This is a genomic window from Anaeromyxobacter dehalogenans 2CP-C (genome assembly GCF_000013385.1).
GTDB classification, from domain to species: Bacteria; Myxococcota; Myxococcia; order Myxococcales; family Anaeromyxobacteraceae; genus Anaeromyxobacter; species Anaeromyxobacter dehalogenans_B.
In genome coordinates this window covers 966,498-989,505 of record NC_007760.1, presented here as the reverse complement: position 1 = coordinate 989,505, position 23,008 = coordinate 966,498, and the positions used below count along the sequence as shown (strand labels likewise).

Annotated in this window: 22 protein-coding genes; 9 read left to right on the top strand and 13 right to left on the bottom strand. The window is 74.7% G+C overall.

Translation table 11 applies throughout. The features are described 5' to 3' along the window. Positions 1 to 48 precede the first annotated feature (48 nt). The gene (locus ADEH_RS04355) at positions 49 to 933 is read right to left on the bottom strand and encodes a DUF4142 domain-containing protein (RefSeq protein WP_232287425.1); all 885 of its coding nucleotides are present in this window, start codon (positions 931 to 933) and stop codon (positions 49 to 51) included. 253 nt (positions 934 to 1,186) lie between these two features. On the opposite strand from ADEH_RS04355, the gene ADEH_RS04350 reads away from it, so the two are divergent. Together ADEH_RS04350 and ADEH_RS04345 are read left to right on the top strand one after the other, a co-directional pair. Next, the gene (locus ADEH_RS04350; protein ID WP_011419908.1) at positions 1,187 to 1,627 is read left to right on the top strand and encodes a universal stress protein; all 441 of its coding nucleotides are present in this window, start codon (positions 1,187 to 1,189) and stop codon (positions 1,625 to 1,627) included. Between the two features lie 86 nt (positions 1,628 to 1,713). Next, on the top strand, positions 1,714 to 2,076 hold the full coding sequence (locus ADEH_RS04345; RefSeq protein ID WP_232287424.1) for an FHA domain-containing protein: 363 nt from the start codon (positions 1,714 to 1,716) through the stop codon (positions 2,074 to 2,076). A gap of 18 nt (positions 2,077 to 2,094) precedes the next feature. Here ADEH_RS04345 and sufT read toward each other — a convergent pair whose 3' ends face one another. The 8 genes from sufT to ADEH_RS04305 all read right to left on the bottom strand — a co-directional run bounded on the left by sufT (position 2,095) and on the right by ADEH_RS04305 (position 9,238). Beyond that, positions 2,095 to 2,652 (bottom strand): putative Fe-S cluster assembly protein SufT, encoded by a 558-nt coding sequence (gene sufT, locus ADEH_RS04340; RefSeq protein WP_011419906.1) that lies wholly within the window; start codon positions 2,650 to 2,652, stop codon positions 2,095 to 2,097. A gap of 44 nt (positions 2,653 to 2,696) precedes the next feature. Beyond that, on the bottom strand, positions 2,697 to 3,146 hold the full coding sequence (gene sufU, locus ADEH_RS04335) for a Fe-S cluster assembly sulfur transfer protein SufU (RefSeq protein ID WP_011419905.1): 450 nt from the start codon (positions 3,144 to 3,146) through the stop codon (positions 2,697 to 2,699). 34 nt (positions 3,147 to 3,180) lie between these two features. Continuing rightward, entirely contained in the window at positions 3,181 to 4,470 is a 1,290-nt protein-coding gene (locus tag ADEH_RS04330; RefSeq protein WP_011419904.1) for a cysteine desulfurase, read from the bottom strand. Beyond that, entirely contained in the window at positions 4,467 to 5,780 is a 1,314-nt protein-coding gene (gene sufD / locus ADEH_RS04325; protein ID WP_011419903.1) for a Fe-S cluster assembly protein SufD, read from the bottom strand. Before sufD ends, ADEH_RS04330 begins: the two co-directional genes overlap by 4 nt. Beyond that, positions 5,777 to 6,583: a Fe-S cluster assembly ATPase SufC gene (gene sufC, locus ADEH_RS04320; protein WP_011419902.1), complete on the bottom strand. Its 807-nt coding sequence runs from the start codon at positions 6,581 to 6,583 to the stop codon at positions 5,777 to 5,779. Before sufC ends, sufD begins: the two co-directional genes overlap by 4 nt. A gap of 3 nt (positions 6,584 to 6,586) precedes the next feature. Next, the gene (sufB, locus tag ADEH_RS04315; RefSeq protein WP_011419901.1) at positions 6,587 to 8,026 is read right to left on the bottom strand and encodes a Fe-S cluster assembly protein SufB; all 1,440 of its coding nucleotides are present in this window, start codon (positions 8,024 to 8,026) and stop codon (positions 6,587 to 6,589) included. After that, positions 8,023 to 8,496, bottom strand: coding sequence for an SUF system Fe-S cluster assembly regulator (locus ADEH_RS04310; protein ID WP_011419900.1), 474 nt, complete (start codon positions 8,494 to 8,496; stop codon positions 8,023 to 8,025). The genes sufB and ADEH_RS04310 overlap by 4 nt, the downstream gene beginning before the upstream one ends. A gap of 169 nt (positions 8,497 to 8,665) precedes the next feature. Then, the gene (locus ADEH_RS04305; RefSeq protein ID WP_232287423.1) at positions 8,666 to 9,238 is read right to left on the bottom strand and encodes a YaeQ family protein; all 573 of its coding nucleotides are present in this window, start codon (positions 9,236 to 9,238) and stop codon (positions 8,666 to 8,668) included. A gap of 108 nt (positions 9,239 to 9,346) precedes the next feature. Here ADEH_RS04305 and ADEH_RS04300 point away from each other — a divergent pair, with 108 nt between their 5' ends. Beyond that, entirely contained in the window at positions 9,347 to 10,033 is a 687-nt protein-coding gene (locus tag ADEH_RS04300; protein WP_011419898.1) for a hypothetical protein, read from the top strand. Between the two features lie 8 nt (positions 10,034 to 10,041). After that, on the top strand, positions 10,042 to 10,605 hold the full coding sequence (locus tag ADEH_RS04295) for a hypothetical protein (RefSeq protein ID WP_011419897.1): 564 nt from the start codon (positions 10,042 to 10,044) through the stop codon (positions 10,603 to 10,605). Here ADEH_RS04295 and ADEH_RS04290 read toward each other — a convergent pair. From ADEH_RS04290 to ADEH_RS04275, 4 genes are all read right to left on the bottom strand, one after another. Beyond that, positions 10,600 to 12,387, bottom strand: a complete 1,788-nt coding sequence (locus tag ADEH_RS04290) for a RecQ family ATP-dependent DNA helicase (protein ID WP_041453314.1) — start codon at positions 12,385 to 12,387, stop codon at positions 10,600 to 10,602. The two genes, ADEH_RS04295 and ADEH_RS04290, sit on opposite strands and share 6 nt — an antisense overlap. A gap of 537 nt (positions 12,388 to 12,924) precedes the next feature. Then, a complete protein-coding gene (locus tag ADEH_RS04285; protein WP_011419895.1) occupies positions 12,925 to 13,737 on the bottom strand; it encodes a hypothetical protein in 813 nt (270 codons plus the stop codon). Positions 13,738 to 13,880: 143 nt separating this feature from the next. Continuing rightward, entirely contained in the window at positions 13,881 to 14,642 is a 762-nt protein-coding gene (locus ADEH_RS04280) for an ABC transporter permease (protein ID WP_011419894.1), read from the bottom strand. Continuing rightward, entirely contained in the window at positions 14,639 to 15,568 is a 930-nt protein-coding gene (locus tag ADEH_RS04275) for an ABC transporter ATP-binding protein (RefSeq protein ID WP_011419893.1), read from the bottom strand. Before ADEH_RS04275 ends, ADEH_RS04280 begins: the two co-directional genes overlap by 4 nt. 139 nt (positions 15,569 to 15,707) lie before the next feature. On the opposite strand from ADEH_RS04275, the gene ADEH_RS04270 reads away from it, so the two are divergent. The 5 genes from ADEH_RS04270 (at position 15,708) to ADEH_RS04250 (ending at position 22,983) form a co-directional block, all read left to right on the top strand. After that, positions 15,708 to 17,027, top strand: coding sequence for a sensor histidine kinase (locus ADEH_RS04270; RefSeq protein ID WP_011419892.1), 1,320 nt, complete (start codon positions 15,708 to 15,710; stop codon positions 17,025 to 17,027). Further along, positions 17,024 to 18,424: a sigma-54-dependent transcriptional regulator gene (locus ADEH_RS04265; RefSeq protein WP_011419891.1), complete on the top strand. Its 1,401-nt coding sequence runs from the start codon at positions 17,024 to 17,026 to the stop codon at positions 18,422 to 18,424. The genes ADEH_RS04270 and ADEH_RS04265 overlap by 4 nt, the downstream gene beginning before the upstream one ends. Before the next feature lie 97 nt (positions 18,425 to 18,521). Then, on the top strand, positions 18,522 to 19,145 hold the full coding sequence (locus ADEH_RS04260; protein WP_011419890.1) for a hypothetical protein: 624 nt from the start codon (positions 18,522 to 18,524) through the stop codon (positions 19,143 to 19,145). Between the two features lie 123 nt (positions 19,146 to 19,268). Further along, positions 19,269 to 20,900 (top strand): L-glutamate gamma-semialdehyde dehydrogenase, encoded by a 1,632-nt coding sequence (gene pruA, locus ADEH_RS04255; RefSeq protein ID WP_011419889.1) that lies wholly within the window; start codon positions 19,269 to 19,271, stop codon positions 20,898 to 20,900. A 61-nt stretch (positions 20,901 to 20,961) separates the two neighbouring features. Beyond that, positions 20,962 to 22,983: an ABC-F family ATP-binding cassette domain-containing protein gene (locus ADEH_RS04250; RefSeq protein ID WP_011419888.1), complete on the top strand. Its 2,022-nt coding sequence runs from the start codon at positions 20,962 to 20,964 to the stop codon at positions 22,981 to 22,983. The last annotated feature ends 25 nt before the right edge of the window (positions 22,984 to 23,008 follow it).

The following is a 23,008-nucleotide window of genomic DNA, read 5'->3' as shown; positions in this document are numbered from 1 at the left end:
GGGCCGGGAGCACGTGCCCCCGGCCCGCTCGCATCCCCCCGGCGGACGTCAGTGCCCGCCGCCGCCGCCAGTGCCGGTGTCGGGCGAGCCCGAGCTCCCGCCCATCGAGCCCGAGGAGCCGGTGCCGGTCGAGCCGGCGCCCGAGGTCCCGCGCGGCTTCCGCGCCTGGCGGGTCGAGCCGCTCAGCGCCTTCTGGGTCTGCTGCGCTTCCTTGAGGTGCCCCTGCAGCGTGCTGTGCGTCTGCTCGAGGAACGAGGCGAGCTCCTGGTGCTGGCCCTGCCGCGCCTTCTTCGCGAGCGCGCCGACCTCGCGGGTGTCCTTCCGGTGGTCCTCGACCATGTCGGCCATGTAGGCCTTGTCGAACGCGGCCCCGGTCTTCGCGGTCAGCTTGTCCATGCGCTTCTGCGCCTTGGTCTGCTCCTTCTGGAACGCGCTGCCGTTCAGGTCGATCCCCATCTGCTGCGACGTCTGGGTGAGCTGCTCGTCGGCCTTGCGGTGGTCGTCCACCATGCGCTGCGCGAACTGCTTCACCTGCTCGTTCTGGGCGTGCTGCACGCCCATCTCGCCCATCTGGACCTCGGACAGGTTGGCCGCGTGGAGCTTCTGCAGCCCCTCGTCCAGATCCTTCGAGACCTTCGCCGAGCCCGCCGCCGAGGCGCTCGAGCCGGCGCTGCCGGTGCTACCGGTCGCGGTGCTGCCGGTCGCGGCGCTGCCGGTGTCGCTGCCGCGCGTGGTGCTGCCCGCGCTGCCGCTGTCCGACCCCATGCTGCCGCCGGTGCTGCCGGAGCCCATGCTCCCGCTGCTCCCGCTGGCGGCGCCCGTGCTGCCGGAGCCGGCCGGCTGGCCGCTCCCCGTGTTCCCGCCCGATCCGCCCGCGCCCTGCGCCATCGCCTGGCCGGCGAACGCGAGCGCCGCCGCGAGGCCCGCGGCCATACCCCAACGATTCCATCGCATCATCGATCGCTCTCCCTTGGTTTCCATGCGTCGGCGCACAAGGTGGAGAGGGGCCGAGCGATCCGCACGCTCCACCCGAGCGTCCTCCCTCCGGGCAGCGGCCCCGGGGCCCGTGCCGCGATCGTTTGCCGCGCCCCGCGTGCCCGCGCCGCTTCGCCATTGCCGGGGCTCCGCACCGGTGGGACGATCGTCCCGGCGAGGTACCGGTGGTCTGCTCGGCAGGACGGAGCGCATGGCGACCTTCGCGCGCATCCTGGCCGCGACCGACTTCAGCGAGGCGTCCCGCCGCGCGCTCGCGCTCGCCGCCGCGCTCGCGCGCGAGGCGGGGGCGGCGCTCACGGTGGTGCACGTCTGCGAGATCCCCGGGTACCGCGACGAGGGGCCGATCCCGTACGACCTCGCCACGCCGCTCGTCGCGGACGCGCAGGCGCGGCTCGACGCGGCGCTGCGCGACGTCGAGCGCGAGTGCCCGGGGGTGAAGGGCGTGCTGAAGCTGGGCACGCCGTGGCAGGAGATCCTCGCCACCGTGCCGGAGGCGCGCGCCGACCTGGTGGTGATGGGCACGCAGGGCCGGCGCGGCGTGGCCCACGCGCTCCTGGGCAGCGTGGCCGAGCGCGTGCTGCGCCTCTCGCCCGTGCCCGTGATGACGGTCCGTGCGCGCGGGGAGGGGTGACGCGCCCGGCCGGCCCGGCCGAGGTGCGACGGTGCCCCCGGGCAGCCCCTTCACCGCGCGCCCTGGCTCGTGCTAACCGCATGGGCATGAGCTTCGACGAAACCCGCGCGAGCGGCGCCCCGCAGCAGGGCGGCCGCGCCGAGACCGTCCGGGCCGCGCTCGTCGTGGTCCACTCCGCCGACGCCGGCGAGCAGGGGAGGCGCTACCCGCTCGGCGACGAGGACGTCACCTTCGGCCGCGAGGAGGGCAACACGGTGGTGATCGGGTCCGACCAGGCCTCGCGGCGGCACGCCCGGATCTTCGTCTCGGGCGGCGCGCACGTGCTCGTGGACCTCGACTCCACCAACGGCACGTTCCTGAACTCGAAGCAGGTGAAGGAGCAGACGCTCCGGCACGGCGACGTGATCCGCGTCGCCTCGACCGTGCTGAAGTACGCGGTGGACGCGTAGCCGCGGGGCGGCCCGCGGCTACATGAAGCCGAGCTGGAGCTTGGCCGCGTCGCTCATCCTCGACGGATCCCAGGGCGGGTCGAACACCAGGTCCACCTCGGCGTCCTTCACCCCGGGCACGCCCAGCACCTTGCGGCGGACGTCGTCCACCAGCACCGGGCCGATGCCGCAGGCGGGCGCGGTCAGGGTCATGACGATCCGCACCTTGTGGCCGCCCTCGACCGGCTCGGCCGCCACCGCGTACACGAGGCCCAGCTCCACGATGCTGGCGGGGATCTCCGGGTCGTAGACCGTCCCGAGCGCGTCCCAGATCTTCTGCTCCTCGAACGGCCCCTCTGCGGCGGCGCTGCGCTCCTGCTCGAACCGCCGCGCCTCCTCCACGAACGCCTCGCCGAGCGCGTCGGCGTCCTTGCCGGCGATGCGCACCAGCCCGCCCATCTCGGTCATGGCCGTGAACTGGCCGCCCAGCGACTGCTGCACCACCAGCCAGGTGCCCTGGGGCAGCAGCACCAGGTGGCCGCTCGGCACCTGCAGGGCCTCGACGTCACGGTGGGTATGGGTGGGTGTGCGATCCATGTCCGCTCCTGCGTGCCTCGGCGCGCTCCCTCGGGTGGTGCTCGCTACTCGGTGCTGACCGGCGCGGCCTCGCCGCGCAGCGCCTGGCGCAGCGCGTGCCAGGCCAGGCTCGCGCACTTCACGCGCGTGGGGTACTCGTGCACCCCGCCGAACACGGCCAGCTTGCCCAGCGCCTCCTCGTCGTCCTGCGCCGGCCCCTCGGTCACCAGCCGGTGGAAGCGCTCGAAGATCCGGTCCACCTCCTCGGCGGTCTTGCCCTTCACGACGCCGGTCATCACCGACGCGGAGGCCTTGGAGATCGCGCAGCCGCTCCCCTCGAAGCGCACCTCCGCCAGCCGGCCGCCGTCCACCCGCGCGTGGACCACGAAGTGATCGCCGCAGAGCGGGTTCAGCCCCTCGGCGTGGTGGGTCTCGCCGGGCAGCGGGCCGAAGTTCCGCGGCCGCTTGCCGTGGTCGAGGACCACCTCCTGGTACAGATCGCTCAGCTCCGACACGAGGCGACTCCCTGGGCGAGGCGGCGGGGCGCGGTCACGCGAACACCTCCCGGACCGCGTGCAGGCCGCGGACGAGCGCGTCCACGTCGGCCCGCGTGCTGTACGCCGCGAACGAGGCGCGCACGGTGGCGGCCACGCCCATGCGCCGCATGAGCGGCTGGGCGCAGTGGTGCCCGGCGCGGACCGCCACGCCGTGGCGGTCGAGGATGGTGCCGGCGTCGTGCGGGTGGACGTCGCCGGGGAGGAACGAGATGACGCCGGCCCGCCGCCGCGGCGTGCCGATCAGGCGGAGCCCGGGGACCTCGCGGAGCGCGTCGAGGGCGTACCCGAGGAGCGCGTCCTCGTGCGCCGCGGCGGCCTCCAGGCCGACCGCCGAGAGCCAGTCGATGGCCGCCGCGAGCCCCACCGCGCCGGCGATGTGCGGCGTGCCCGCCTCGAAGCGGTGCGGGACCGCGTTGAAGGTGGTCTTCTCGAAGGAGACCGAGAGGATCATGTCGCCGCCGCCCTGCCACGGCGGCAGCTCGTCGAGGAGCGCCTTGCGCCCCCACAGCACGCCGATGCCGGTCGGGCCGTACAGCTTGTGGCCGCTGAACGCGTAGAAGTCGGCGCCGAGCGCGGGCAGGTCCACCGCGAGGTGCGGCACCGCCTGCGCGCCGTCCACCAGCACCGGCACGCCCTTCGCGTGCGCGCGCGCCACGATCTCGGCCACCGGGTTCACCGTGCCGAGCGCGTTCGAGACGTGCGCCACCGCCACCAGGCGCGTCCGCGGCCCGATCAGCCGGTCGAGCGCCTCCACGTCGAGGTCGCCGGCGTCGGTCACCGGCGCGGCGCGCAGCGTGGCGCCCTTCTCCTGGCAGAGGAGCTGCCACGGCACGATGTTCGAGTGGTGCTCGAGCTCGGTGACGAGGATCTCGTCCCCGGGCCCCACCCGCTGGCGCCCGAACGTCTGCGCCACCAGGTTCACCGCCTCGGTGGTGCCGCGCACGAAGACCACCTCGTGCGGATCGGCGGCCCCGAGGAACCGCGCCACCTTCACGCGCGCCCCGTCGTAGAGGCGCGTGGCGCGCTCGGAGAGCAGGTGCACGCCGCGGTGCACGTTCGCGTTGTCCTCCTCGTAGTACCGGCGCATCGCGTCGATCACCGCCCGCGGCTTCTGCGCGGTCGCGGCGCTGTCCAGGTACGCGAGCGGCTTGCCCCGCACCGGCCGCGCCAGGATGGGGAACTCGGCCCGCACCCGCTCGACGTCGAACGCGCCGCGCGCGCCCTCGCGCGCCTCCGGCCGCGCCGCCCGCCCGCCGGCCGCCTGTGCCTCCGCCGTGGTCATGCCGCCGCCTCCAGCACCTTCCGCCCCGCCGGCAGCCGCGCCGCCACGAGCTCCCGCGCCCGCGCGTGCAGGCCGGCCGGCCGCACCAGGTCCACCATCTCCGCCGCGAACGCCCAGATGAGCAGGCTGCGCGCCTCGGCCTCCTCCACCCCGCGCGAGCGCAGGTAGAACAGCGCCGCCTCGTCGAGCTGGCCCACGGTGCCGCCGTGGCCGCACTTCACGTCGTCCGCGAAGATCTCGAGCTGGGGCTTCGTGTCCACGATCGCGTCGTCGGAGAGGAGCAGGTTCGAGTTCATCTGCCGGGCGCTGGTCTTCTGCGCGCCGGGCTGCACGACGATCCGCCCGGCGAACACGCCGCGCGCCCGGCCGTCGAGGATGCCCTTGTACGTCTCGGTGGTGGTGCAGCGCGGGACCGCGTGCTCCACCCAGGTGAACGCGTCGGTGGTGCGCGCGCCGTCGGCCATGTAGAGCCCCGACACCGCCAGCTCCGCGCCCTCGCCGGCGAGCCGCGCCCGCACCTCGCTCCGCGCGAGCTGCCCGCCCAGCGCGAGGCCGTGCGCGGCGAGGCGCGAGCGGGCCGCCTGCTCGGCGAACAGCGCGCTCACGTGGAACGCGCGCGCGCCCTCGTCCTGCAGCCGCAGGTGCTCGATCTCGGCGCCCTCGCCCAGCACCAGCTCCGTCACCGAGTTCGCGAGGTAGGTGTCGCCGGTGCCGAGGTGCACCTCGGCGAGCGTGGCCCGGGCGCCCTCGCCGGCCACCACCAGGACCCGCGGGTGCACCGCCACCGCGCGCCCGGCCGCGCCGGTCGCGAACACGAGCTCGATGGGCGCGTCCACCCGGGCGCCCGGCGGCAGGAGCAGGAACGCGCCGTCCTCGAGCAGCGCGCCGTTCAGCGCGGTGAACGCGAGGCCGTCCACGCGCGCCAGGCGGCCCAGGTGCGGCCGCACCGCCTCCGGCGCGTGGCGGAGCGCGTCGGCGAGGCTCCCCAGCACCGCGCCGGCCGGGAGCGGCGCGCCGGTGGAGAGCTCGCGGCGGAAGCGCCCGTTCTCGAACACCAGCCGCGCGCCCTCGGGCGCGGGGCGGCTGGCGAGCAGCGCGCGCGCGGGGCCCTCGCCGTCCGCGGGCGCCGGCGCGAGCGACAGCGTCGAGAGCGCGGCCAGGCTGGTGAAGCGCCAGTCCTCGTGGCGCGTGGTGGGCAGGCCCGCCGCGCGGAAGGCCGCGAGCGCCCCGGCGCGCGCCTCGGCCAGCCAGGCCGGCTCGCCGGCGCCGCCGCGGAACGCGGCCGCGAGGCTCTGCTCCGCCGGGGTCACGACAGCGCCCCCGCGCCGGCGGCGCGCTCCACCTCCGGCCGCGCGCCGTCCACCCAGGCGTACCCGGTGCGCTCCAGCTCGTCCGCCAGCTCCGGGCCGCCGGAGCGCACGATCCGGCCGCCGGCCATCACGTGGATGCGGTCCGGCGAGACGTGCTCGAGCAGGCGCTTGTAGTGCGTGACGAGCAGCACGGCGCGGTCGGCCCGGCGCAGCGCGTTCACGCCGCGCGAGACCACCCGCAGCGCGTCGATGTCGAGGCCCGAGTCGATCTCGTCGAGGATGGCGAGGCGCGGCTCCAGCACCGCCATCTGGAAGATCTCGTTGCGCTTCTTCTCGCCGCCGGAGAAGCCCTCGTTCACCGAGCGGCTGCCGAACGCCGGGTCGAGGTCCACCAGCTTCATCTTCTCGCGGGCGAGCGCGAGGAAGTCCATCGCGTCGAGCTCGTCCTCGCCGCGCGCGCGCCGGATCGCGTTCAGCGCGGTGCGCAGGAAGTACAGGTTGCCGACCCCGGGGATCTCCACCGGGTACTGGAAGCCGAGGAACACGCCCGCCGCGGCGCGCGCCTCGGGCGCGAGCGCGAGCAGGTCCTGCCCGAGGTAGGTGGCGGTGCCGCCGGTGACCTCGTACGCCTCGCGGCCGGCCAGCACGCCCGCCAGCGTGGACTTGCCCGAGCCGTTCGGCCCCATGATCGCGTGGACCTCGCCCGCGCGGATCTCGAGGTCCACGCCCTTCAGGATCTCGCGGTCGGCGACCTTCGCGCGCAGCCCCTGGATGCTCAGCATGATGTCGTCCTTCACGGCCATGGCCTAGCCGACGCTCCCTTCCAGCGACATGCCCAGGAGCTTCTGAGCTTCCACGGCGAACTCCATGGGCAGCTCCTTCAGCACCTGCTTCGCGAAGCCGTTCACGATCATCGAGACCGCGTCCTCGTCGGAGATGCCGCGCTGCCGGCAGTAGAAGAGCTGGTCGTCGCTGATCTTCGAGGTGGTGGCCTCGTGCTCGACCTTGGCGGTCGGGTTGCGCACCTCGATGTACGGGAACGTGTGGGCCCCGCAGCGGTCGCCGATGAGCAGCGAGTCGCACTGCGAGTAGTTCCGCGCGCCGGTGGCGCCCTTCATCATCTTCACCAGGCCGCGGTAGGTGTTCTGGCCGCGCCCGGCGCTGATGCCCTTCGAGATGATGGTCGAGCGGGTGTCCCGCCCGATGTGGATCATCTTGGTGCCGGTGTCCGCCTGCTGGCGGTGGTTCGTGAGCGCGACCGAGTAGAACTCGCCCACCGACTCGTCGCCCTGCAGGATGCACGACGGGTACTTCCAGGTGATGGCCGAGCCGGTCTCCACCTGCGTCCAGCTGATCTTCGCCTTGCGCATGGCCTTGCCGCGCTTGGTGACGAAGTTGTAGATGCCGCCGCGCCCCTCGGCGTCGCCGGGGTACCAGTTCTGCACGGTCGAGTACTTCACGTGCGCGCCGTCGAGCGCGACCAGCTCGACCACCGCCGCGTGGAGCTGGTTCTCGTCGCGCATCGGCGCGGTGCAGCCTTCCAGGTACGACACGTACGCGCCCTCGTCGGCGACGATGAGCGTGCGCTCGAACTGGCCGGTGTCCTTGGCGTTGATGCGGAAGTAGGTGGACAGCTCCATCGGGCAGCGGACGCCCTTCGGCACGTAGACGAACGAGCCGTCGGAGAACACCGCGCTGTTCAGCGCCGCGAAGTAGTTGTCGGTCGCGGGGACCACCGAGCCGAGGTACTTCTCCACCAGCTCGGGGTGCTCCCGGACCGCCTCGGAGAAGGAGCAGAACACGATGCCGAGGTCGGCGAGCTTCTTCTTGTAGGTGGTGGCGACCGAGACCGAGTCGAAGACCGCGTCCACCGCCACGCCGGCGAGGCGCATCTGCTCCTCGAGCGGGATGCCCAGCTTCGCGAACGCGCGCTTCAGCTCGGGATCGACCTCGTCCATCGAGCCCAGCGCCTTCTTCTGCTTGGGCGCGGAGTAGTAGACGATCTCCTGGTAGTCGATCTTCGGGTAGTGGACGTTCGCCCAGGTCGGCTCCTCCATGGCGAGCCAGCGGCGGTATGCCTCCAGGCGCCACTCGAGCATGAACCTCGGCTCGCCCTTCTTCGCCGAGATGAGCCGGATGACGTCCTCGGACAGGCCCTTCGGGACCTTGTCCTCCTCGATGTCGGTGACGAAGCCGTACCGGTACTTCTGCTCGGTCAGCTCCTTCAGCTGCTCCGCGGTGCTCATGAGACGTGGGCTCCCAGGGTGACGACGTCCACGGCGTCGGGGTCCTTCGGATCGTTCGAGTGCTGCAGGACGATGGACGAGAGCGGCAGCCCTCGCAGCGCGCCCTGGATGGCGCGGGACACGGGGTCCCAGCTCGCCTTGGCCGGGCAGGTCGCCTCGAGGCCGCACGCGTCGGGCTGGGCGCCGGGCTCCACGCACGAGGTGAGCGCGATGGGGCCCTCCAGCGCCTCCACGATCTCCGCGATGGAGATCGCGTCGGCCGACCGGGCGAGCCCGTACCCGCCGTGCCGCCCGCGGTGCGAGAGCACGAGGCCCGCCTTCGACAGCTCCTTGCAGAGCTTGGAGACCGTCGGGAGCGGGACCTTGGACCGGTCGGCCAGGTCCTGGGCGGTGAGGGTGCCCTCCCCCGCCCTCGCGAGGTTCGCGAGGATCACGATCGCGTAGTCGGTGAGCTTCGACAGCCTGATCATCGGTCGGCCTCCGCGGGCCGGAGCGGGCGCTCGCGGCCTGCGCGCCACGTGCGCGCAACCGTGAGAGCCATCATGGACCGAAACGGTCCCGATTGATCTAACGGGCGGGGCCGCGGATGCATGCCTATCGGGCCAGGAAAAGCCCCGACGAGGTATCCGGCCGTAGAGACTAGGGTTCCTGGTACGTGCCGCGGTGCAGGGGCCCGTCCACCGAGCCCCCGGCGACGTCGAGGTAGAGGTGGTCCGACACGATGGTGAGCGCCGCCTTCAGGCGACGGTCCTCGTGCGCCGCGAGTGCCCCGAGCAGGTCAGGATCCAGCGCGGCCAGCTCCGCCCGCGCCAGGCGGTCGAGCCGCAGCTCCCGCGCCTCCTGGAGGAAGGCCTCCATCCTGCGCGGCCCCTCGAACAGGACCGCCACGCGCGCGCCGGCGTTCTGGGCCACGTCGCGCGCCACCCGCTCCGGCGCCGGCCGGCCCACGCGCACCAGCAGCGAGGCGCGCCCGTCGGGCCGCTGCGCCAGCACGTCGGCGGCGTCCGGCTCGCACAGCCCGGGCCCGAACGCGATGCCCTCCTCCCACTGCCAGGCGAGCGCCAGCGCGCGCAGCCAGACCCGCTCCATCGTCTCCGACGGATGGCGCGCGATCCGGAGCGAGAGCGCGCGATCGACGCCGCGATCGACGTGCGCGAGCTGGAGGTCGAGCTGGTGGAGCGTGGAGGGGAGCGCCATGGCGAGGGCAGTCATGGCCGAGACCGGCGCCGGACGCCAGCCCCGTGCTCGCGCGGCGCGCCGGGGTGCGAGGCCGACCCACGTTCCGTGGCCCCGGTGCCGGAGGCTATCCTGCCGCACGCCATGGCCGCCCTGCGCTCCCGTCCCCTGCTCCTCGCGCTCGCCGTCGCCGCGGCCCCCGCCGCGCGCGCCTCCGGCGAGGCCCCCCCGCCCCCGCCGCGCGCGCTGGCCAGGCCCGCGGCCGCGGCCCTGGACGACGTGCCGCTCCCGCCGCCGCCGAGGCTCGCGGTGGCGGCGGCACCGGCCCGGCCCGCCACGGCCCGGACGCGCTGGCTCGGCGTGTCGCTCGACGCGGGCGCGCCGGAGGGCCTCACGCTCGCGCTCGCCTGGCGCCCGGTGCCGGCGCTGCGCGCGTTCGCCGGCCCGGCCTGGAACGTCGCCGCCCTGGGCGTCCACGGCGGGCTCGCGCTGGTCCCGTGGCACTGGGCGGCGTCGCCCGCGCTCACGGTCGAGGGCGGGCGGTTCTTCGACGGGGACGTCTCACGGTACGTGAACGACGGCGTGCCGGACGGGGTGAGGCCGCTCCTGAAGAAGGTCGGCTACGCCTGGGCCGCGGCGCACCTCGGGCTCGAGCTCGGGTCCCAGCGCGGGCTGGCGTTCTCGCTCCGCGGCGGGGTGGCCTGGGTCCGCGCCCAGGCGTCCGGCACGGCCGTCACCGGCGATCCCGGCGGGACGCAGGTCACCTACCGCGATCCCCGCATCACCGCCTTCATCCCGTCGGTGAAGCTCGGGCTCCAGTACTTCTTCTAGGACCGCTCATGCGCCCCGCCCGCCTCCGCGCCCTCCCCGCCCTGATGCTGCTCCTCGCCGGCTGCGGCCCGCTCGCCACCGCCACGCTGGAGGTGCCCGAGATCCGGCTCACCCTGCCCGCGCAGCGCTTCCCCGCGTACGCCGGCGGCGGCGTGGGCGACTGCGGCCCGGGCTGCCTCTCCACCGACCTCCGCTACGACCTGGGGGCCGAGGTGGACGCCCTCTCGGATCCGTCGGTGGACGCCGAGCTGTGGCTGGACGAGGTGGACCTCGCCCTCGCGGCGGGCTCCGGCACCGACCTGCGCGGCCTCGCCTCGGTGGTGCTGTCGGTGTACCCGCCGGCCGGCGGCGCGCCGGTGACGGTGGCCAGCTACCAGCGGCCCTCCGGCGCCGCCCCCACCGCCGTGCAGGTGCAGGGCGCGCCCGGGGTGGACCTGGCGCGTTACCTGGACGGCGGCGTGCTGCGCGTCCGCGCGGAGCTCACCTACGACGCGCCCACGCCCACGTTCGCGGCCGACGTGACCGCCCGCTTCCGGCTGGAGATGGAGCTCGACGCCTCCCGGCTCCTATGAGCGGTGGGCGCGCACCAGCGCGAGCAGCGCGGCGCCGAACTCCTCCAGCTTGCGCGGCCCCACGCCCTTCACGTCGAGGAGCGCGTCCTCGCCGGCCGGGCGCTGGAGCGCGATCTCCGCCAGCGTCGCGTCGGAGAACACCACGTAGGCGGGGACGCCGCGCTCCTTCGCCTCCGCCGCCCGCCAGGCGCGGAGCGCCTCGAACAGCTCCACGTCCGCCTCGGCGGCCTCGACCGGCTCGGCGCGCGCCCGCCCGCGTCCCCCGCCGTCGCGGCGCCCGCGCTCGCCGCCGCGCCGCTCCCGGGCGCCGCGCGGCACCGCCGGCGCCGAGGCGAGCACGTCCTCGCCGGTGCACCGGTCGCAGGCGTCGCCGCAGGGGTCGATGCGCTCCCCGAACCAGCCCACCAGCCGCTCGTGCCGGCAGCCCTCCTCGTCGGCCAGCCGGAACATGGAGCGCGCCATGCGCCGCTGCACCTCGGCGACCTCCGGCTCGGCGTCGTCGAGGAGCCGGTCCCAGCTCATCACGTCGGCCCACGAGTAGAAGAGCACGCAGTCGCTCTGCGCGCCGTCGCGGCCGGCGCGGCCGATCTCCTGGTAGTAGGCCTCGACCGAGCGCGGCAGGTCCCGGTGGATGACGAAGCGGATGTCCGGCTTGTCGATCCCCATGCCGAACGCCACGGTGGCCACCACCACCTCGAGCGCGCCGGACTGGAACTCGTCCTGCACCCGCGCGCGCACGTCCGGGTCGAGGCCGGCGTGGTACGCGCCGGCGCGCACGCCGTGGTCGCGGAGCAGCTCGGCGGTCTCCTCCACCGAGCGCCGCGAGAGCGCGTACACGATCCCGCTCTGCCCGCGGCGCGCGCGCACCAGGCGCAGCAGCGCGTCGCGGGTGCGCACGCCCTCGCCCTTCTTCACCGCCGAGATGCGCAGGTTGCGGCGCAGGAACGAGCCGCGGATCACCAGCGGATCGGCCATGCCGAGCTGGCCGGCGATGTCGCGCACCACCTCGCGCGTGGCGGTGGCGGTGAGCGCCAGCACCGGCGCGCGGAAGCGGGCCTTCAGACCGGCCAGGTTGCGGTAGGCGGGGCGGAAGTCGTGACCCCAGTGGCTGATGCAGTGCGCCTCGTCCACCGCGATGAGCGAGAGCGCGGTGCCCTCCAGCGCGTCCCCGACCGACGCCTCCAGCCCCTCGGGCGCGGCGTACAGCAGCTCCAGGTCGCCGCGCCGGAGCGCCCGGACCCGCTCGCGCCGCTCCTCCGGCGAGAGCGTCGAGTTGAGGAACGCGGCGCGCAGGCCCACCCGCGCCATCGCGTCCACCTGGTCCTTCATGAGCGCGATGAGCGGCGAGACGACGAGCGTGGTCCCGCCCAGCAGCCGCGCCGGGATCTGGTACGTGAGCGACTTGCCGGCGCCGGTGGGCATGACGCCGATGCAGTCGCGCCCGGCCACCACCGCGTCCACGATCTCCTGCTGGCCCGGGCGGAACGCGGCGTGGCCGAACACCTCCTGCAGCAGCGCGCGCGCCGCCCCGGGCGCGGGCGGCGCGGCCGCCGGGGCGCGGGCCAGCGCGATCGCCACCGCGCGCAGCCGCTCCACCGTGTCCGGCCCGAACAGCGCCGGCGCCTCGCGCCACCGGTCCCGCAGCGCGTCCAGCCGCTCCGCGCAGCGCCGGCGCGCCGCCGGATCCGCCGGCGCGTCCACCTCGGCCGCGCGGGCGAGATCCCGGACCTCGTCCTCCACCTCCCGGAGCCCGGGGGCGCGGCTGTCGGCGTCGCTGCTCAAGACCGGCGGAATCTAGACGAGCGCGCCCGTTTGTGGAACGGGCCGCGAGGCGAATCCTGCGCGTCCGATCCGCGGACCGCCCTCCAGCGGGTCTCTCTCGTGCTTCGCGCGACTGTCGGCGCAGGCGCAGCCCGCGACGGTCGCCCTCCCGCGCGCGTATCCAGCCGGCGTGCGCGGCGAGCATGTCTGAGGCCGCGCGTCGCGAAGCGATACGCGCGGCCGAGTTTGCGAGCCGCGCCCCACCACGTCGAAGGCGATCCGCGTGCGTCCACCGATCGATGTCCCGCGCCGAGCATTCCATCTCCACGTCGCGCGAGCGGGCGAGGGCGGGAGCGCCCACGAGGACCCGCGCCCACGGCCCCCCGGCTTCGAGTGACCGCAGGCGCCCGCTCACGCTTCGACAGGCTCAGCGTGAGCGGGTTCGAGAACGCCCGCCCTTCGACAAGCTCAGGGCGAGCGCGGCCAAGACGTCGAGAACGACGACGGGCGCGGCCCCGGAGGACCGCGCCCGCGAGCGCTTCGAGGCCGAGAGGCCGACTACTTCGCGACCTTGGCGTCCTCGACGATCACCGGGTACGCGTACCCGGCGCCGAAGTCCTTGTCCACGCGGACGGTGCCCTTCACGGTCACCACCTCGCCGACCGAGGTCCGGTCGGTGGTCGTGACGGTGAGGTCGTTGTCCTTGCCGGCCGTGCCCGAGCCGTCGCGCAGGTGCAGCCAGTTCTTGCCCATGATGCCCTCGTTGTACTTCACCACCTTGCCGCGGATGGTGACGGGCTTCTCCTTGAGCGAGACCTTCTGCGCGTGCACCTCGGCGACCGTGCGCGCGTCGGCGCCGCTGGCCTTCGGGACCTTCACGTCCCCGACCTCGGCCGGGCCCGCCGCGGCGGCCGCGTGCTGCGCCGCCATGTCCGGCTGGCCGCCGCCCATGCCGCCGCCCATCGCCGGAGGCATGCCGGCCGGCGCCGCGCCGCCCATGCCCGGCATGCCGGCGGGCGCGGCCGCGGCCTCGCCGCCGCCGAGCGTGCCGAAGTAGACCACGTCGAACTTGCGCTGCAGCGTCTTCGACTCGAAGCCGTTCATCGGCATCGCGCCGACGATGGAGACCTCGGCGCCGACCTTCACGTCCGACTGCGGGACGGCGGCCCAGGCCTCGCCGCTGGCGGTCTGCAGCTTGAGGTAGACGTACGGAGGCGCGTCGAGGCGCTCGAGGACCTTGCCCGCCACGGGCGCCGCCGCGGGCGCGCCGGGCTGCTGGGCAGCGGCGGGCTGCTGCGGGGGCGGGGGCTGCTGCTTCTTGCATCCCGCCACGGCCAGCGCGGTGAGCAGGACGACCGACAGACGACGCATGTGAAGTGACCTCCGTGAATCGAGATTTCGCGTTCCCCCGGTCTGAGGGCGCCGTAGCATAAACCCAAGCCGGGCCGAATTCGATCCCGAAAAGCTCCGGATGGGGCGTCCACCCTAGGTGGCAGGGGCGGGGGCCCGCCCGCTCAGCCCCTCAGCTTGTAGCCGGACCGGAGCAGCGCGTACGCGGCCCCCACCGAGATGGCCGCCAGCACCAGCAGCATCGCCGCCCCCACCCACGGCGCGGCGTCGGAGATCCCGAGCATCCCGAACCGCACCCCGTCCACCATGTAGAAGATCGGGTTCAGCGCCGTCAGCCGGCGGAGCGCCGGCGGGAGCATCTCGATCGAGTAGAAGACGCCGCCCAGGAACGTGAGCGGCGTGATGAAGAACGTCGGGAAGAAGTTCACCTGCTCGAACGTGCTGGCCCAGATCGCCGTGACCACGCCCAGCGCCGCGAACACCACCGCCACCAGCACCAGCAGCGCCACCGCCGCGAGCGGGTGGGCGAGCTCGAACCCGCCGAACGCGCCCGCCACCACCCACATCACCCCGCCCACCAGGATGCCGCGCAGCACCGCCGCGCCCATGAAGCCCGCCAGCACCTCGCCGTAGGAGAGCGGCGAGACGAGCAGGTCCACCATGGTGCCCTGCAGCTTCATCACGAAGAGCGAGGAGGCGCTGTTGAGGTAGGCGTTCGTGACCACGCCCAGCGTGACCAGGCCCGGCACGATGAAGCGCGCGTACGGCACGCCCTCCACGTCGGCGAGGCGGGCGCCCAGCGAGTAGCCGAACACCACGAAGTAGAGCGTCGTGGTCACGAGCGGCGAGAGCAGGGTCTGCCCCGGCACGCGCAGGAACCGGCGCACCTCCTTCACGAACAGCGTCCGAAGCCCGAGCGAGATCATCGGCCCCCCCGCGCCTGCCCGCCCGCCAGCAGCCGGACGAACACGTCCTCGAGCGTGGTGCGCCGGGTCTCCACGTCCTTCACCCCCAGCCCCGCCGCCGCCGCCGCGCGCAGCACCGGGCCGAAGCCCTCGCCGGCCGGCACCTCCACCGCCACCGCCGCGCCGCCCTCCTCCAGCTTGCCGCCCAGCGCCGCCAGCGACGGCGGGACCACCGCCCGCGGCACGTCCAGCACCAGCCGGAGCGTCTTCGCGCCGTGCCGGCGGAGCAGCTCGTCCTTGCCCTCCAGCGCCAGCAGCCGGCCGCGGTCGATCACGCCCACCCGGTCGGCCAGCTCCTCGGCCTCCTCGAGGTAGTGCGTGGTGAGGACCACCGTGGTCCCGCGGGCGCGCAGCGTGCGCACGTACTCCCAGAGCGAGCGGCGCAGCTCGACGTCCACGCCGGCGGTGGGCTCGTCGAGGAACAGGACCTTCGGGTCGTGCACCAGCGCCTTGCCGATGAGGAGGCGCCGCTTCATTCCGCCGGAGAGCGCGCGGCTGTTCACGGTGCGCTTCCCGAGCAGGTCGAGCGCGCGGAGGATCTCCACCAGCCGCTCCTCGGCGAGCGCCACGCCGAAGTAGCCGGCCTGGATGCGGAGCGTCTCCTCGACCGTGAAGAACGGGTCGAAGTTGATCTCCTGGGGGACGAGGCCGATGGCGCGGCGCGTGTGGCGGTAGTCCCGCACCACGTCCTTGCCCAGCACCCGCACCTCGCCCTCGGTGGCCCGGAGCAGCCCGGCGATGATCGAGATGAGCGTGGTCTTGCCGGCGCCGTTCGGGCCCAGCAGGGCGAAGATCTCGCCGGCGCGGATCTCGAGGTCCACGCGCTCCAGCGCGGTCAGCCCGCCGAACTGCTTGCGGACCCCGCGGATCTCCACGACGGGTTCCATGGGTCGCGCGAATCTAGCGTGCCCCGCGGGCGTCCGCTCGACTTCCTGCATGCGCGTCCGTGCGCCGCCCGTGCGCAGGAACGCCGCCCGTCGTATGGTGGTCGCGGCGAGCCGCCCCGCCCCCCCCCGGATCGAGCAGATGCCACCGCCCGGACACGACCAGATCCAGCGCGAGGAGCTGTCCCGGCTGTTCGGGCAGCTCGTCGGCGCGCGCCTGCTGCTGGTCCCGCTGGTGCTGGCCGCCGGCGCCTGGATGGCGTGGGTGGATCCGACGCCGTGGCGGCGGGCGCTGCTCGCCGCGATCCTGGTGACGATCGCCGCGTTCTTCACCGTCGAGTACGTCCGCTTCCGGCGCCGCGGCGGGCTCGCGCCCGGCCAGGTGCGGATCAACCTCGTGGCCGCGGTGGTCGGGCAGATGATCCTCACCGCCGCCACCGGCGGGCTCTCCAGCCCGTTCATCTACGTGGCGGTGCTGCTCGCGGTCATCGTGAACGTCTTCGTGCGCCCGCCGGTGTCCGCCTGGCTCACCGCCTTCCAGGTCCTGGCCGTCTGGACGTTCGCCGCGCTGGTCGCCACCGGCGCGGCCCCGCTAGAGCTGGAGCTGCTCGGCGGCGCGGCGCGGCGGCCGCCGCCGGTGGGGCTCTGCCTGCACGCCGGCTTCCTCACCGTCGTGCTCGTGTCGATCGCGTTCGCCGGGCGGGCCGGCCGCAAGGTGTTCGAGGCCATCCTCCGGCGCGCGCTCGCGGCGCAGCAGGACTCGCTGCGCGCGTACGCCGAGCGGGCCGAGGAGATGACCGCGCTCTCCGGCGAGATCGCGCACGAGCTGAAGAACCCGCTCGCGAGCGTGAAGGGGCTGGCCGGCCTGCTGGCGCAGGGGGTCGGCCCGGGCAAGCCCACCGAGCGGCTCGCGGTGCTCCGCCAGGAGGTGGGCCGGATGCAGGCCATCCTGGACGGCTTCCTGAACTTCTCCCGGCCGCTCGTGCCGCTCGTGCTGGAGGACTGCGACGTGGCGGCGCTGGCGCGCGAGGTCGCGGCGCTGCACGAGGGCCTGGCGCGCGAGCGCGGCGTGGCGGTGGAGGCGCGCGGCGCCGCCGTGCGCGCGCGCTGCGATCCGCGGAAGGTGAAGCAGATCCTGGTGAACCTGGTGCAGAACGCGCTCGACGCGAGCCCGGCCGGCGCCGCGGTGGAGCTGGAGGCGGCGCCCGGCCCGGGCGGCGGGGCGCTGATCCGGGTGCAGGACCGCGGCCCGGGGCTCGACCCCGCGGTGCGCGACGCCGCGTTCTCCCCCGGCTTCACCACCAAGGCGAGCGGCTCGGGGCTGGGGCTCACCATCGCCCGGTCGCTGGCGCGGCAGCACGGCGGCGACCTGGTCCTCTCCCCCCGCGCGGGCGGGGGGATGGTGGCCGAGCTCACCCTGCCCGCGACCCCCGCCGGCGCGGGGACGGGAGCGGCGGCATGAGCGAGCAGCCGGAGCGGCGCGGCGGGGCGCGGGTGCTGGTGGTGGACGACGACCCCGGCGTCCGCTACACGCTGCGCGAGATCCTCGCGTCGGAGGGGCTGGAGGTGGAGGAGGCCGCCGACGGCGAGGCGGCGCTGGAGAAGCTCGGCGCGCAGCCGTTCCCGCTCGTGCTCACCGACCTGCGCATGCCGCGCCTGGACGGCATGGCGCTGCTCCGCAGGATCACCGCCGGCCACCCGGCCACGCGCGTGGTGGTGATCACCGCGCACGGCTCGGAGCGCCAGGCGGTCGAGGCGGTGAAGGCGGGCGCCTACGACTACTTCAAGAAGCCGTTCGAGACCGAGGAGCTGCTGGCGGTGGTGCGCCGCGCGGTCGAGGCGGTGCGGCTCGCCGACGAGAACGAGCGGCTGGCCGGCGAGCTGGCCCTGGCGCGCTCCATGGTCTTCTCCTCCGAGGCCATGCGCCGCCTCGCGGTGCTGGTGGGCCGGGTGGCGCCGCGCGACGTCACCGTGCTCATCACCGGCGAGAGCGGCACCGGCAAGGAGCGCGTGGCCGAGGCCATCGTGCGCGCCTCGCGCCGCGCCGGCGGGCCGTTCGTCCGGTTCAACTGCGCCGCGCTCTCGCCGGAGCTGGCCGAGGCCGAGCTGTTCGGGCACGTGAAGGGCGCGTTCACCGGGGCGGTGCGCTCGCGCCCGGGCCTGTTCGGCGAGGCCGACGGCGGGACCATCCTGCTCGACGAGGTGGGCGAGCTGGCCGCGCCGGCGCAGGGGAAGCTGCTGCGCGTGCTGCAGGAGGGCGAGGTCCGGCCGGTGGGCGACGAGAAGGCCCGCACGGTGGACGTGCGCGTGATCGCCGCCACCCACCGCGACCTGCAGGAGCTGGTGCGCGCCGGCCGCTTCCGCGAGGACCTCTACTACCGGCTCGACGTGGTCCACCTCTCCATCCCGCCGCTCCGCGATCGGCCCGAGGACATCCCGGTGCTGGCGCGCCACTTCCTGGAGCGCTTCGCCGACCGGTTCGGCGCGTCGCCGCTGCACGTCCCCCCGGCGCTGTTCGACCGGCTGGCCGCGCACCGCTGGCCCGGGAACGTGCGCGAGCTGGAGAACGCGATCGAGGGGCTGGTGGCGCTCTCGCCGCCCGACGGCCTCGACCTCTCGCTCCTGCCCGGCGAGCCGGCCGCCGGCTCGCCCGAGGCGCCGGCGGCCGAGAGCGCGCCGCTCCCGCTGAAGCAGCGCGTGGAGGCGTACGAGCGCGGGCTCATCGTGGACGCGCTGCGCGCCGCGCACGGGAACCGCAGCGAGGCGGCGCGGCGGCTGGGCATGTCGCGGGTCACCCTGCACGACAAGCTCCGCAAGTACGGGCTCGCCGGGGGGGACGAGGAGGCGGGCGAGCGGTAGGGCTGGCGGCGTCCGCCCCGCGGGCGCGCGCGCGTGCCCCAACTTCCCTCCCCGCCGGAGGCGCCGCCGGGCGCGCGCGCGCCGCATCGTGCCGGTGATGGCGCCCACCCTCGCGCTCGCCGCCGTGCTCCTCGCCGCGCAGCCCGCCGGCGAGCTGCGCGTGCCGGACCTCCGGCCCCCCGCGCCCGAGACGTTCCCGGGCGGCGTCCGCGTCCTCGATCGCGGCCCGTTCGGCGCGGGCGAGCTGGCCGGCTCCGGCGCAGGGCTGCTCCTCGGGGACGCCGCCGTCGTCGTCGCCGCGTACGGCACGTTCAAGCTCTTCACGAGCGGCACGGTCTCCGCCTCGGTGGGGAACTTCCGCCGGGCGGCCTACGGGCTCGCGGCGGTCACGCTGTTCGTGCCGCCGCTCGGCGCGGTGCTGGGCGGGCTGCTCGGGCGCGACGGCCCGACGGCGGGGAGCGCGTGGAAGGCGTTCGCGCTCTCGCTGGTGGGGCACGCCGCGGCGCTGCTGGTGGGCTACCTCGCCGCGCCCGCGTACTGGGCGATGCTGCCGATCCAGCTCGCCACGATGACCACCGGGACCTCGGTGGGCCTGCACTGGGGCCCCCGCGCGCGGGCGCTGGACGCGCGCGACGCGCCACGCCCCGGCGGCGACGGCGCGGCCGCGCCCGCGCCGGTCGCGTTCCGGGGCCCGCCCATGTGCCCCGACCCCGGCGCCTGATCTCCGGCGTCCGCGCCGGCCCGCGGCGGGGCTCCGGTCGAGCGCCCCTGCCGCGACCTGGGCAGGATTCACCGCGAGGGGTTATGTTGCGCGCGCCCGAACGGCCCTAGGAGGGTGGCACCGATGTCGAACGGCGCTTTCCGCATCCCCGATCCCCGCAACGAGCCGGTCCTCTCCTACGCGCCCGGCGCGCCCGAGCGCGCCGCGCTGAAGGCGCGGCTCACCGAGCTGTCCTCGCGCGAGCTCGAGATCCCGCTGGTCATCGGCGGGCGCGAGGTGCGCACCGGCCGCATCGCCGAGGTGCGGGTGCCGCACCGCCACGGCCAGCGCCTGGCGCGCTTCCACCAGGCCGGGCCCGCCGAGGTCCAGGCCGCCATCGAGGCGGCGCTGCAGGCGCGCAAGACGTGGTCGGCCATGCCGCCGCACGACCGGGCCGCGGTGCTGCTCAAGGCCGCCGACCTGCTGGCCGGCCCGTGGCGGCAGACGCTGAACGCCGCCACCATGCTGGGCCAGTCGAAGACGCCGTACCAGGCCGAGATCGACGCCGCCTGCGAGATCATCGACTTCTGGCGCTGGAACCCGCACTTCATGGAGCGGATCCACCACGACCAGCCGGTGTCGCCGCCGGGCCAGTGGAACCGCACCGAGTACCGCGCCCTCGAGGGCTTCGTCTTCGCGGTCACGCCGTTCAACTTCACCTCCATCGCGGCGAACCTGCCCACCGCCCCCGCGCTCATGGGCAACACCGTGGTGTGGAAGCCGGCCTCGAGCGCGATCTACTCGGCCTGGCACGTGATGAAGCTGCTGGAGGCGGCCGGGCTGCCGCCGGGGGTGATCAACTTCGTCCCCGGGCCCGGGCGCGCGGTGGGCGACCCCGCGCTCGCCAGCGCCGACCTCGCCGGCCTGCACTTCACCGGCTCGACCGGCGTGTTCCAGCAGATGTGGCGCACCATCGGCGAGAACCTGCCGCGCTACCACGGCTACCCGCGCATCGTGGGCGAGACCGGCGGCAAGGACTTCGTGTTCGTGCACCCCTCCGCCGACGTGGACGCGGCCGCCACCGCGCTCGTCCGCGGCGCGTTCGAGTACCAGGGCCAGAAGTGCTCGGCCGCCTCGCGCGCCTACGTGCCGGAGAGCCTCTGGCCGCAGCTCCGCGAGCGCCTGCTGGGCATGGTGGCCGAGCTCAAGATGGGCGAGGTGGAGGACTTCACCACGTTCATGGGCGCGGTGATCGACCGCGGCGCGTTCGACTCCATCCGCAAGCACATCGGCGTGGCCCGCTCGTCCTCCCAGGCCAAGATCCTGGCCGGCGGCGGCTGCGACGACTCGAAGGGCTTCTTCATCGAGCCCACCGTCATCGAGACGGTGAACCCGCACTTCAAGCTCATGGAGGAGGAGATCTTCGGGCCGGTGCTGACCGTGTACGTCTACGCGGACATCCGCCTCGACGAGGCGCTCGAGCTCTGCTCCACCACCTCGCCGTACGGGCTCACCGGCGCGATCTTCGCGCGCGACCGCGAGGCGGTCGCCGACCTCACCCGCCGCCTCGCCGACGCCGCCGGCAACTTCTACGTGAACGACAAGCCCACCGGCGCGGTGGTGGGCCAGCAGCCGTTCGGCGGGGCGCGCGCGTCGGGCACCAACGACAAGGCCGGGAGCATCGCGAACCTGTACCGCTGGGTCTCGATCCGCGCGATCAAGGAGACGTTCGACCCCGCGGTCCGCTTCGAGTACCCGTACATGCGGGAGAAGTAGGGCGGGCGCCGGGCCCGGCGGGCTTGTCCCGGCGGCGGCTTCGGGCTACTTCCTCGCCCCCGTGAGCCTCGTCTCCGCCAGCCGGCTGTCGCTCGCGTACGGCCCGAAGGTCCTGTTCGACCGCGCCGCCTTCTCCATCGGGCCGCACGATCGCATCGGGCTGGTCGGCGCGAACGGCACCGGCAAGTCCTCGCTGCTCCGCATCCTCGCCGGCCAGGTCTCGCCCGACGACGGCGAGCTGGTGTTCCGCCGCGGCGCGCGGGTGGGCTACCTGCCGCAGGACGTGTCGGAGCTGGCGGACCTGCCGCTGGTGGACGCGGTGCTCGCGACCGTCCCCGGGCGCGCGGCGCTGGAGGACCGGCTGGCCGCGACCGAGGCGGCGCTCGCCGCGGCGGGCACGCCCGGGGAGCAGCTGGAGCAGTCGCAGGCGCTCGCCGAGCTGCACGAGGAGCTGGACCACTTCGAGGAGCACTACGGCCGGCGCCGGGCCGAGCGGATCCTGGGGGGCCTGGGCTTCCAGCCCGGCGACCTCGACCGGCCCGCCCGCACGTTCTCCGGCGGCTGGAAGATGCGCGCGGCGCTGGCCGGGCTGCTGCTCCAGGCCCCCGACCTGCTCCTGCTCGACGAGCCCACCAACCACCTCGACGTGCCGACGCTCACCTGGTTCGACGCGTTCCTGCGCGGCACGCGCAAGGCGGTGGTGCTCATCTCGCACGACCGCGACTTCCTGAACCGGCAGATCGACCGGGTGCTGGCGCTCGAGCCGGAGGGGCTGCGCGCCTACGCCGGGAACCACGACGACTACCGCCGGCTGCGCGCCGAGGAGGAGGAGCGGCTGCTCGCGCAGGCGGAGCGGCAGGAGGCGAAGCGCGCCCAGCTCGAGGCCTTCATCGAGCGCTTCGGCGCGAAGGCCACCAAGGCGCGGCAGGCGAAGTCGAAGGAGAAGCTGCTCGAGAAGATGGAGGACGTGCAGGTCCTCGAGCACCGCGCCACGCTCCGCTTCCGGTTCGCCGAGGCGCCGCGCTCCGGGCGCGAGGTGCTGCGGCTCGAGGGCGTGCGCAAGGCGTTCGGGCAGCGCGTGGTCTACCGCTCGCTGGACGCGGCCATCCAGCGCGGCGAGCGGGTGGGCGTGATCGGGCCGAACGGCGCGGGCAAGTCCACGCTGCTGAAGCTGGTGGCGGGCGAGCTCGCGCCGGACGGCGGCGAGGTGAAGCTCGGCCACGGCGTGCTCGCCGGCTACTACGCGCAGCACCACTTCGAGCGGCCCGAGCACCCGGAGGACGCGGCCGGCGCGATGCGCACCTTCGGCACGCTGGACCCGGATCGCACCGTGCTCGACACGCTCTGGGACCTCGTCCCCGACCGCGGCGAGGCGTACGTCCGCAGCGTGGCCGGGTCGTTCCTGTTCTCCGGCGACGACGTGGAGAAGAAGGTCGGCGTGCTCTCCGGCGGCGAGCGGGCGCGGGTGGCGCTCGCGAAGCTCCTGCTCGTGCCGGCGAACCTGCTGGTGCTCGACGAGCCCACCAACCACCTCGACCTCGACTCCTCCGAGGCGCTCATCGACGCGCTGAAGGGGTACGACGGGACGCTCCTGTTCGTCTCGCACAACCGGAGCTTCCTGAACCAGCTCGCCACGGTGATCTGGGAGGTGAAGGACGGCGGGATCGTCCCCTGCCCCGGCAACCTCGACGACTGGCTGTACCACCAGCGGCAGCTCGAGGCGGCCGGCGAGGCCGACGCGCCCGGGACGGCCCGCGGCGCGGCCGGCGACGCCGCGCGGGCCGCCGCGCCGGTGAGCGAGAAGGAGCGGCGGCGCGCCGAGGCCGAGGCGCGCAACGCGCGCGCCCGCCGCGAGAAGCCGGTGCGGGACGAGATCGCCCGCCTCGAGGCGCGGATCGCCGAGCTGGAGCGGGAGGAGAGGGAGACCACCGCCCAGCTCGCCGACCCGGCGCTCTACCAGGACTTCGCGCGCGCGAAGCCGCTCATCGAGCGGCAGGCGGCGGCGAAGGCGGAGCTGGAGACGCGCTACGCCGAGTGGGAGGCCGCCCAGGAGCGGCTCCAGGCGATGCAGGAGGAGGGGTGAGCGGGGCCCGCGCCCCCGCCCACCC

Coding starts and splice junctions, on each gene's coding strand:
- ADEH_RS04355 (WP_232287425.1), bottom strand. CDS start 933: ATGGCCGCGGGCCTCGCGGCGGCGCTCGCGTTCGCCGGCCAGGCGATG.
- ADEH_RS04350 (WP_011419908.1), top strand. CDS start 1,187: ATGGCGACCTTCGCGCGCATCCTGGCCGCGACCGACTTCAGCGAGGCG.
- ADEH_RS04345 (WP_232287424.1), top strand. CDS start 1,714: ATGAGCTTCGACGAAACCCGCGCGAGCGGCGCCCCGCAGCAGGGCGGC.
- sufT (WP_011419906.1), bottom strand. CDS start 2,652: ATGGATCGCACACCCACCCATACCCACCGTGACGTCGAGGCCCTGCAG.
- ADEH_RS04330 (WP_011419904.1), bottom strand. CDS start 4,470: ATGACCACGGCGGAGGCACAGGCGGCCGGCGGGCGGGCGGCGCGGCCG.
- sufC (WP_011419902.1), bottom strand. CDS start 6,583: ATGGCCGTGAAGGACGACATCATGCTGAGCATCCAGGGGCTGCGCGCG.
- sufB (WP_011419901.1), bottom strand. CDS start 8,026: ATGAGCACCGCGGAGCAGCTGAAGGAGCTGACCGAGCAGAAGTACCGG.
- ADEH_RS04310 (WP_011419900.1), bottom strand. CDS start 8,496: ATGATCAGGCTGTCGAAGCTCACCGACTACGCGATCGTGATCCTCGCG.
- ADEH_RS04305 (WP_232287423.1), bottom strand. CDS start 9,238: ATGACTGCCCTCGCCATGGCGCTCCCCTCCACGCTCCACCAGCTCGAC.
- ADEH_RS04300 (WP_011419898.1), top strand. CDS start 9,347: ATGGCCGCCCTGCGCTCCCGTCCCCTGCTCCTCGCGCTCGCCGTCGCC.
- ADEH_RS04295 (WP_011419897.1), top strand. CDS start 10,042: ATGCGCCCCGCCCGCCTCCGCGCCCTCCCCGCCCTGATGCTGCTCCTC.
- ADEH_RS04285 (WP_011419895.1), bottom strand. CDS start 13,737: ATGCGTCGTCTGTCGGTCGTCCTGCTCACCGCGCTGGCCGTGGCGGGA.
- ADEH_RS04280 (WP_011419894.1), bottom strand. CDS start 14,642: ATGATCTCGCTCGGGCTTCGGACGCTGTTCGTGAAGGAGGTGCGCCGG.
- ADEH_RS04275 (WP_011419893.1), bottom strand. CDS start 15,568: ATGGAACCCGTCGTGGAGATCCGCGGGGTCCGCAAGCAGTTCGGCGGG.
- ADEH_RS04270 (WP_011419892.1), top strand. CDS start 15,708: ATGCCACCGCCCGGACACGACCAGATCCAGCGCGAGGAGCTGTCCCGG.
- ADEH_RS04265 (WP_011419891.1), top strand. CDS start 17,024: ATGAGCGAGCAGCCGGAGCGGCGCGGCGGGGCGCGGGTGCTGGTGGTG.
- ADEH_RS04260 (WP_011419890.1), top strand. CDS start 18,522: ATGGCGCCCACCCTCGCGCTCGCCGCCGTGCTCCTCGCCGCGCAGCCC.
- pruA (WP_011419889.1), top strand. CDS start 19,269: ATGTCGAACGGCGCTTTCCGCATCCCCGATCCCCGCAACGAGCCGGTC.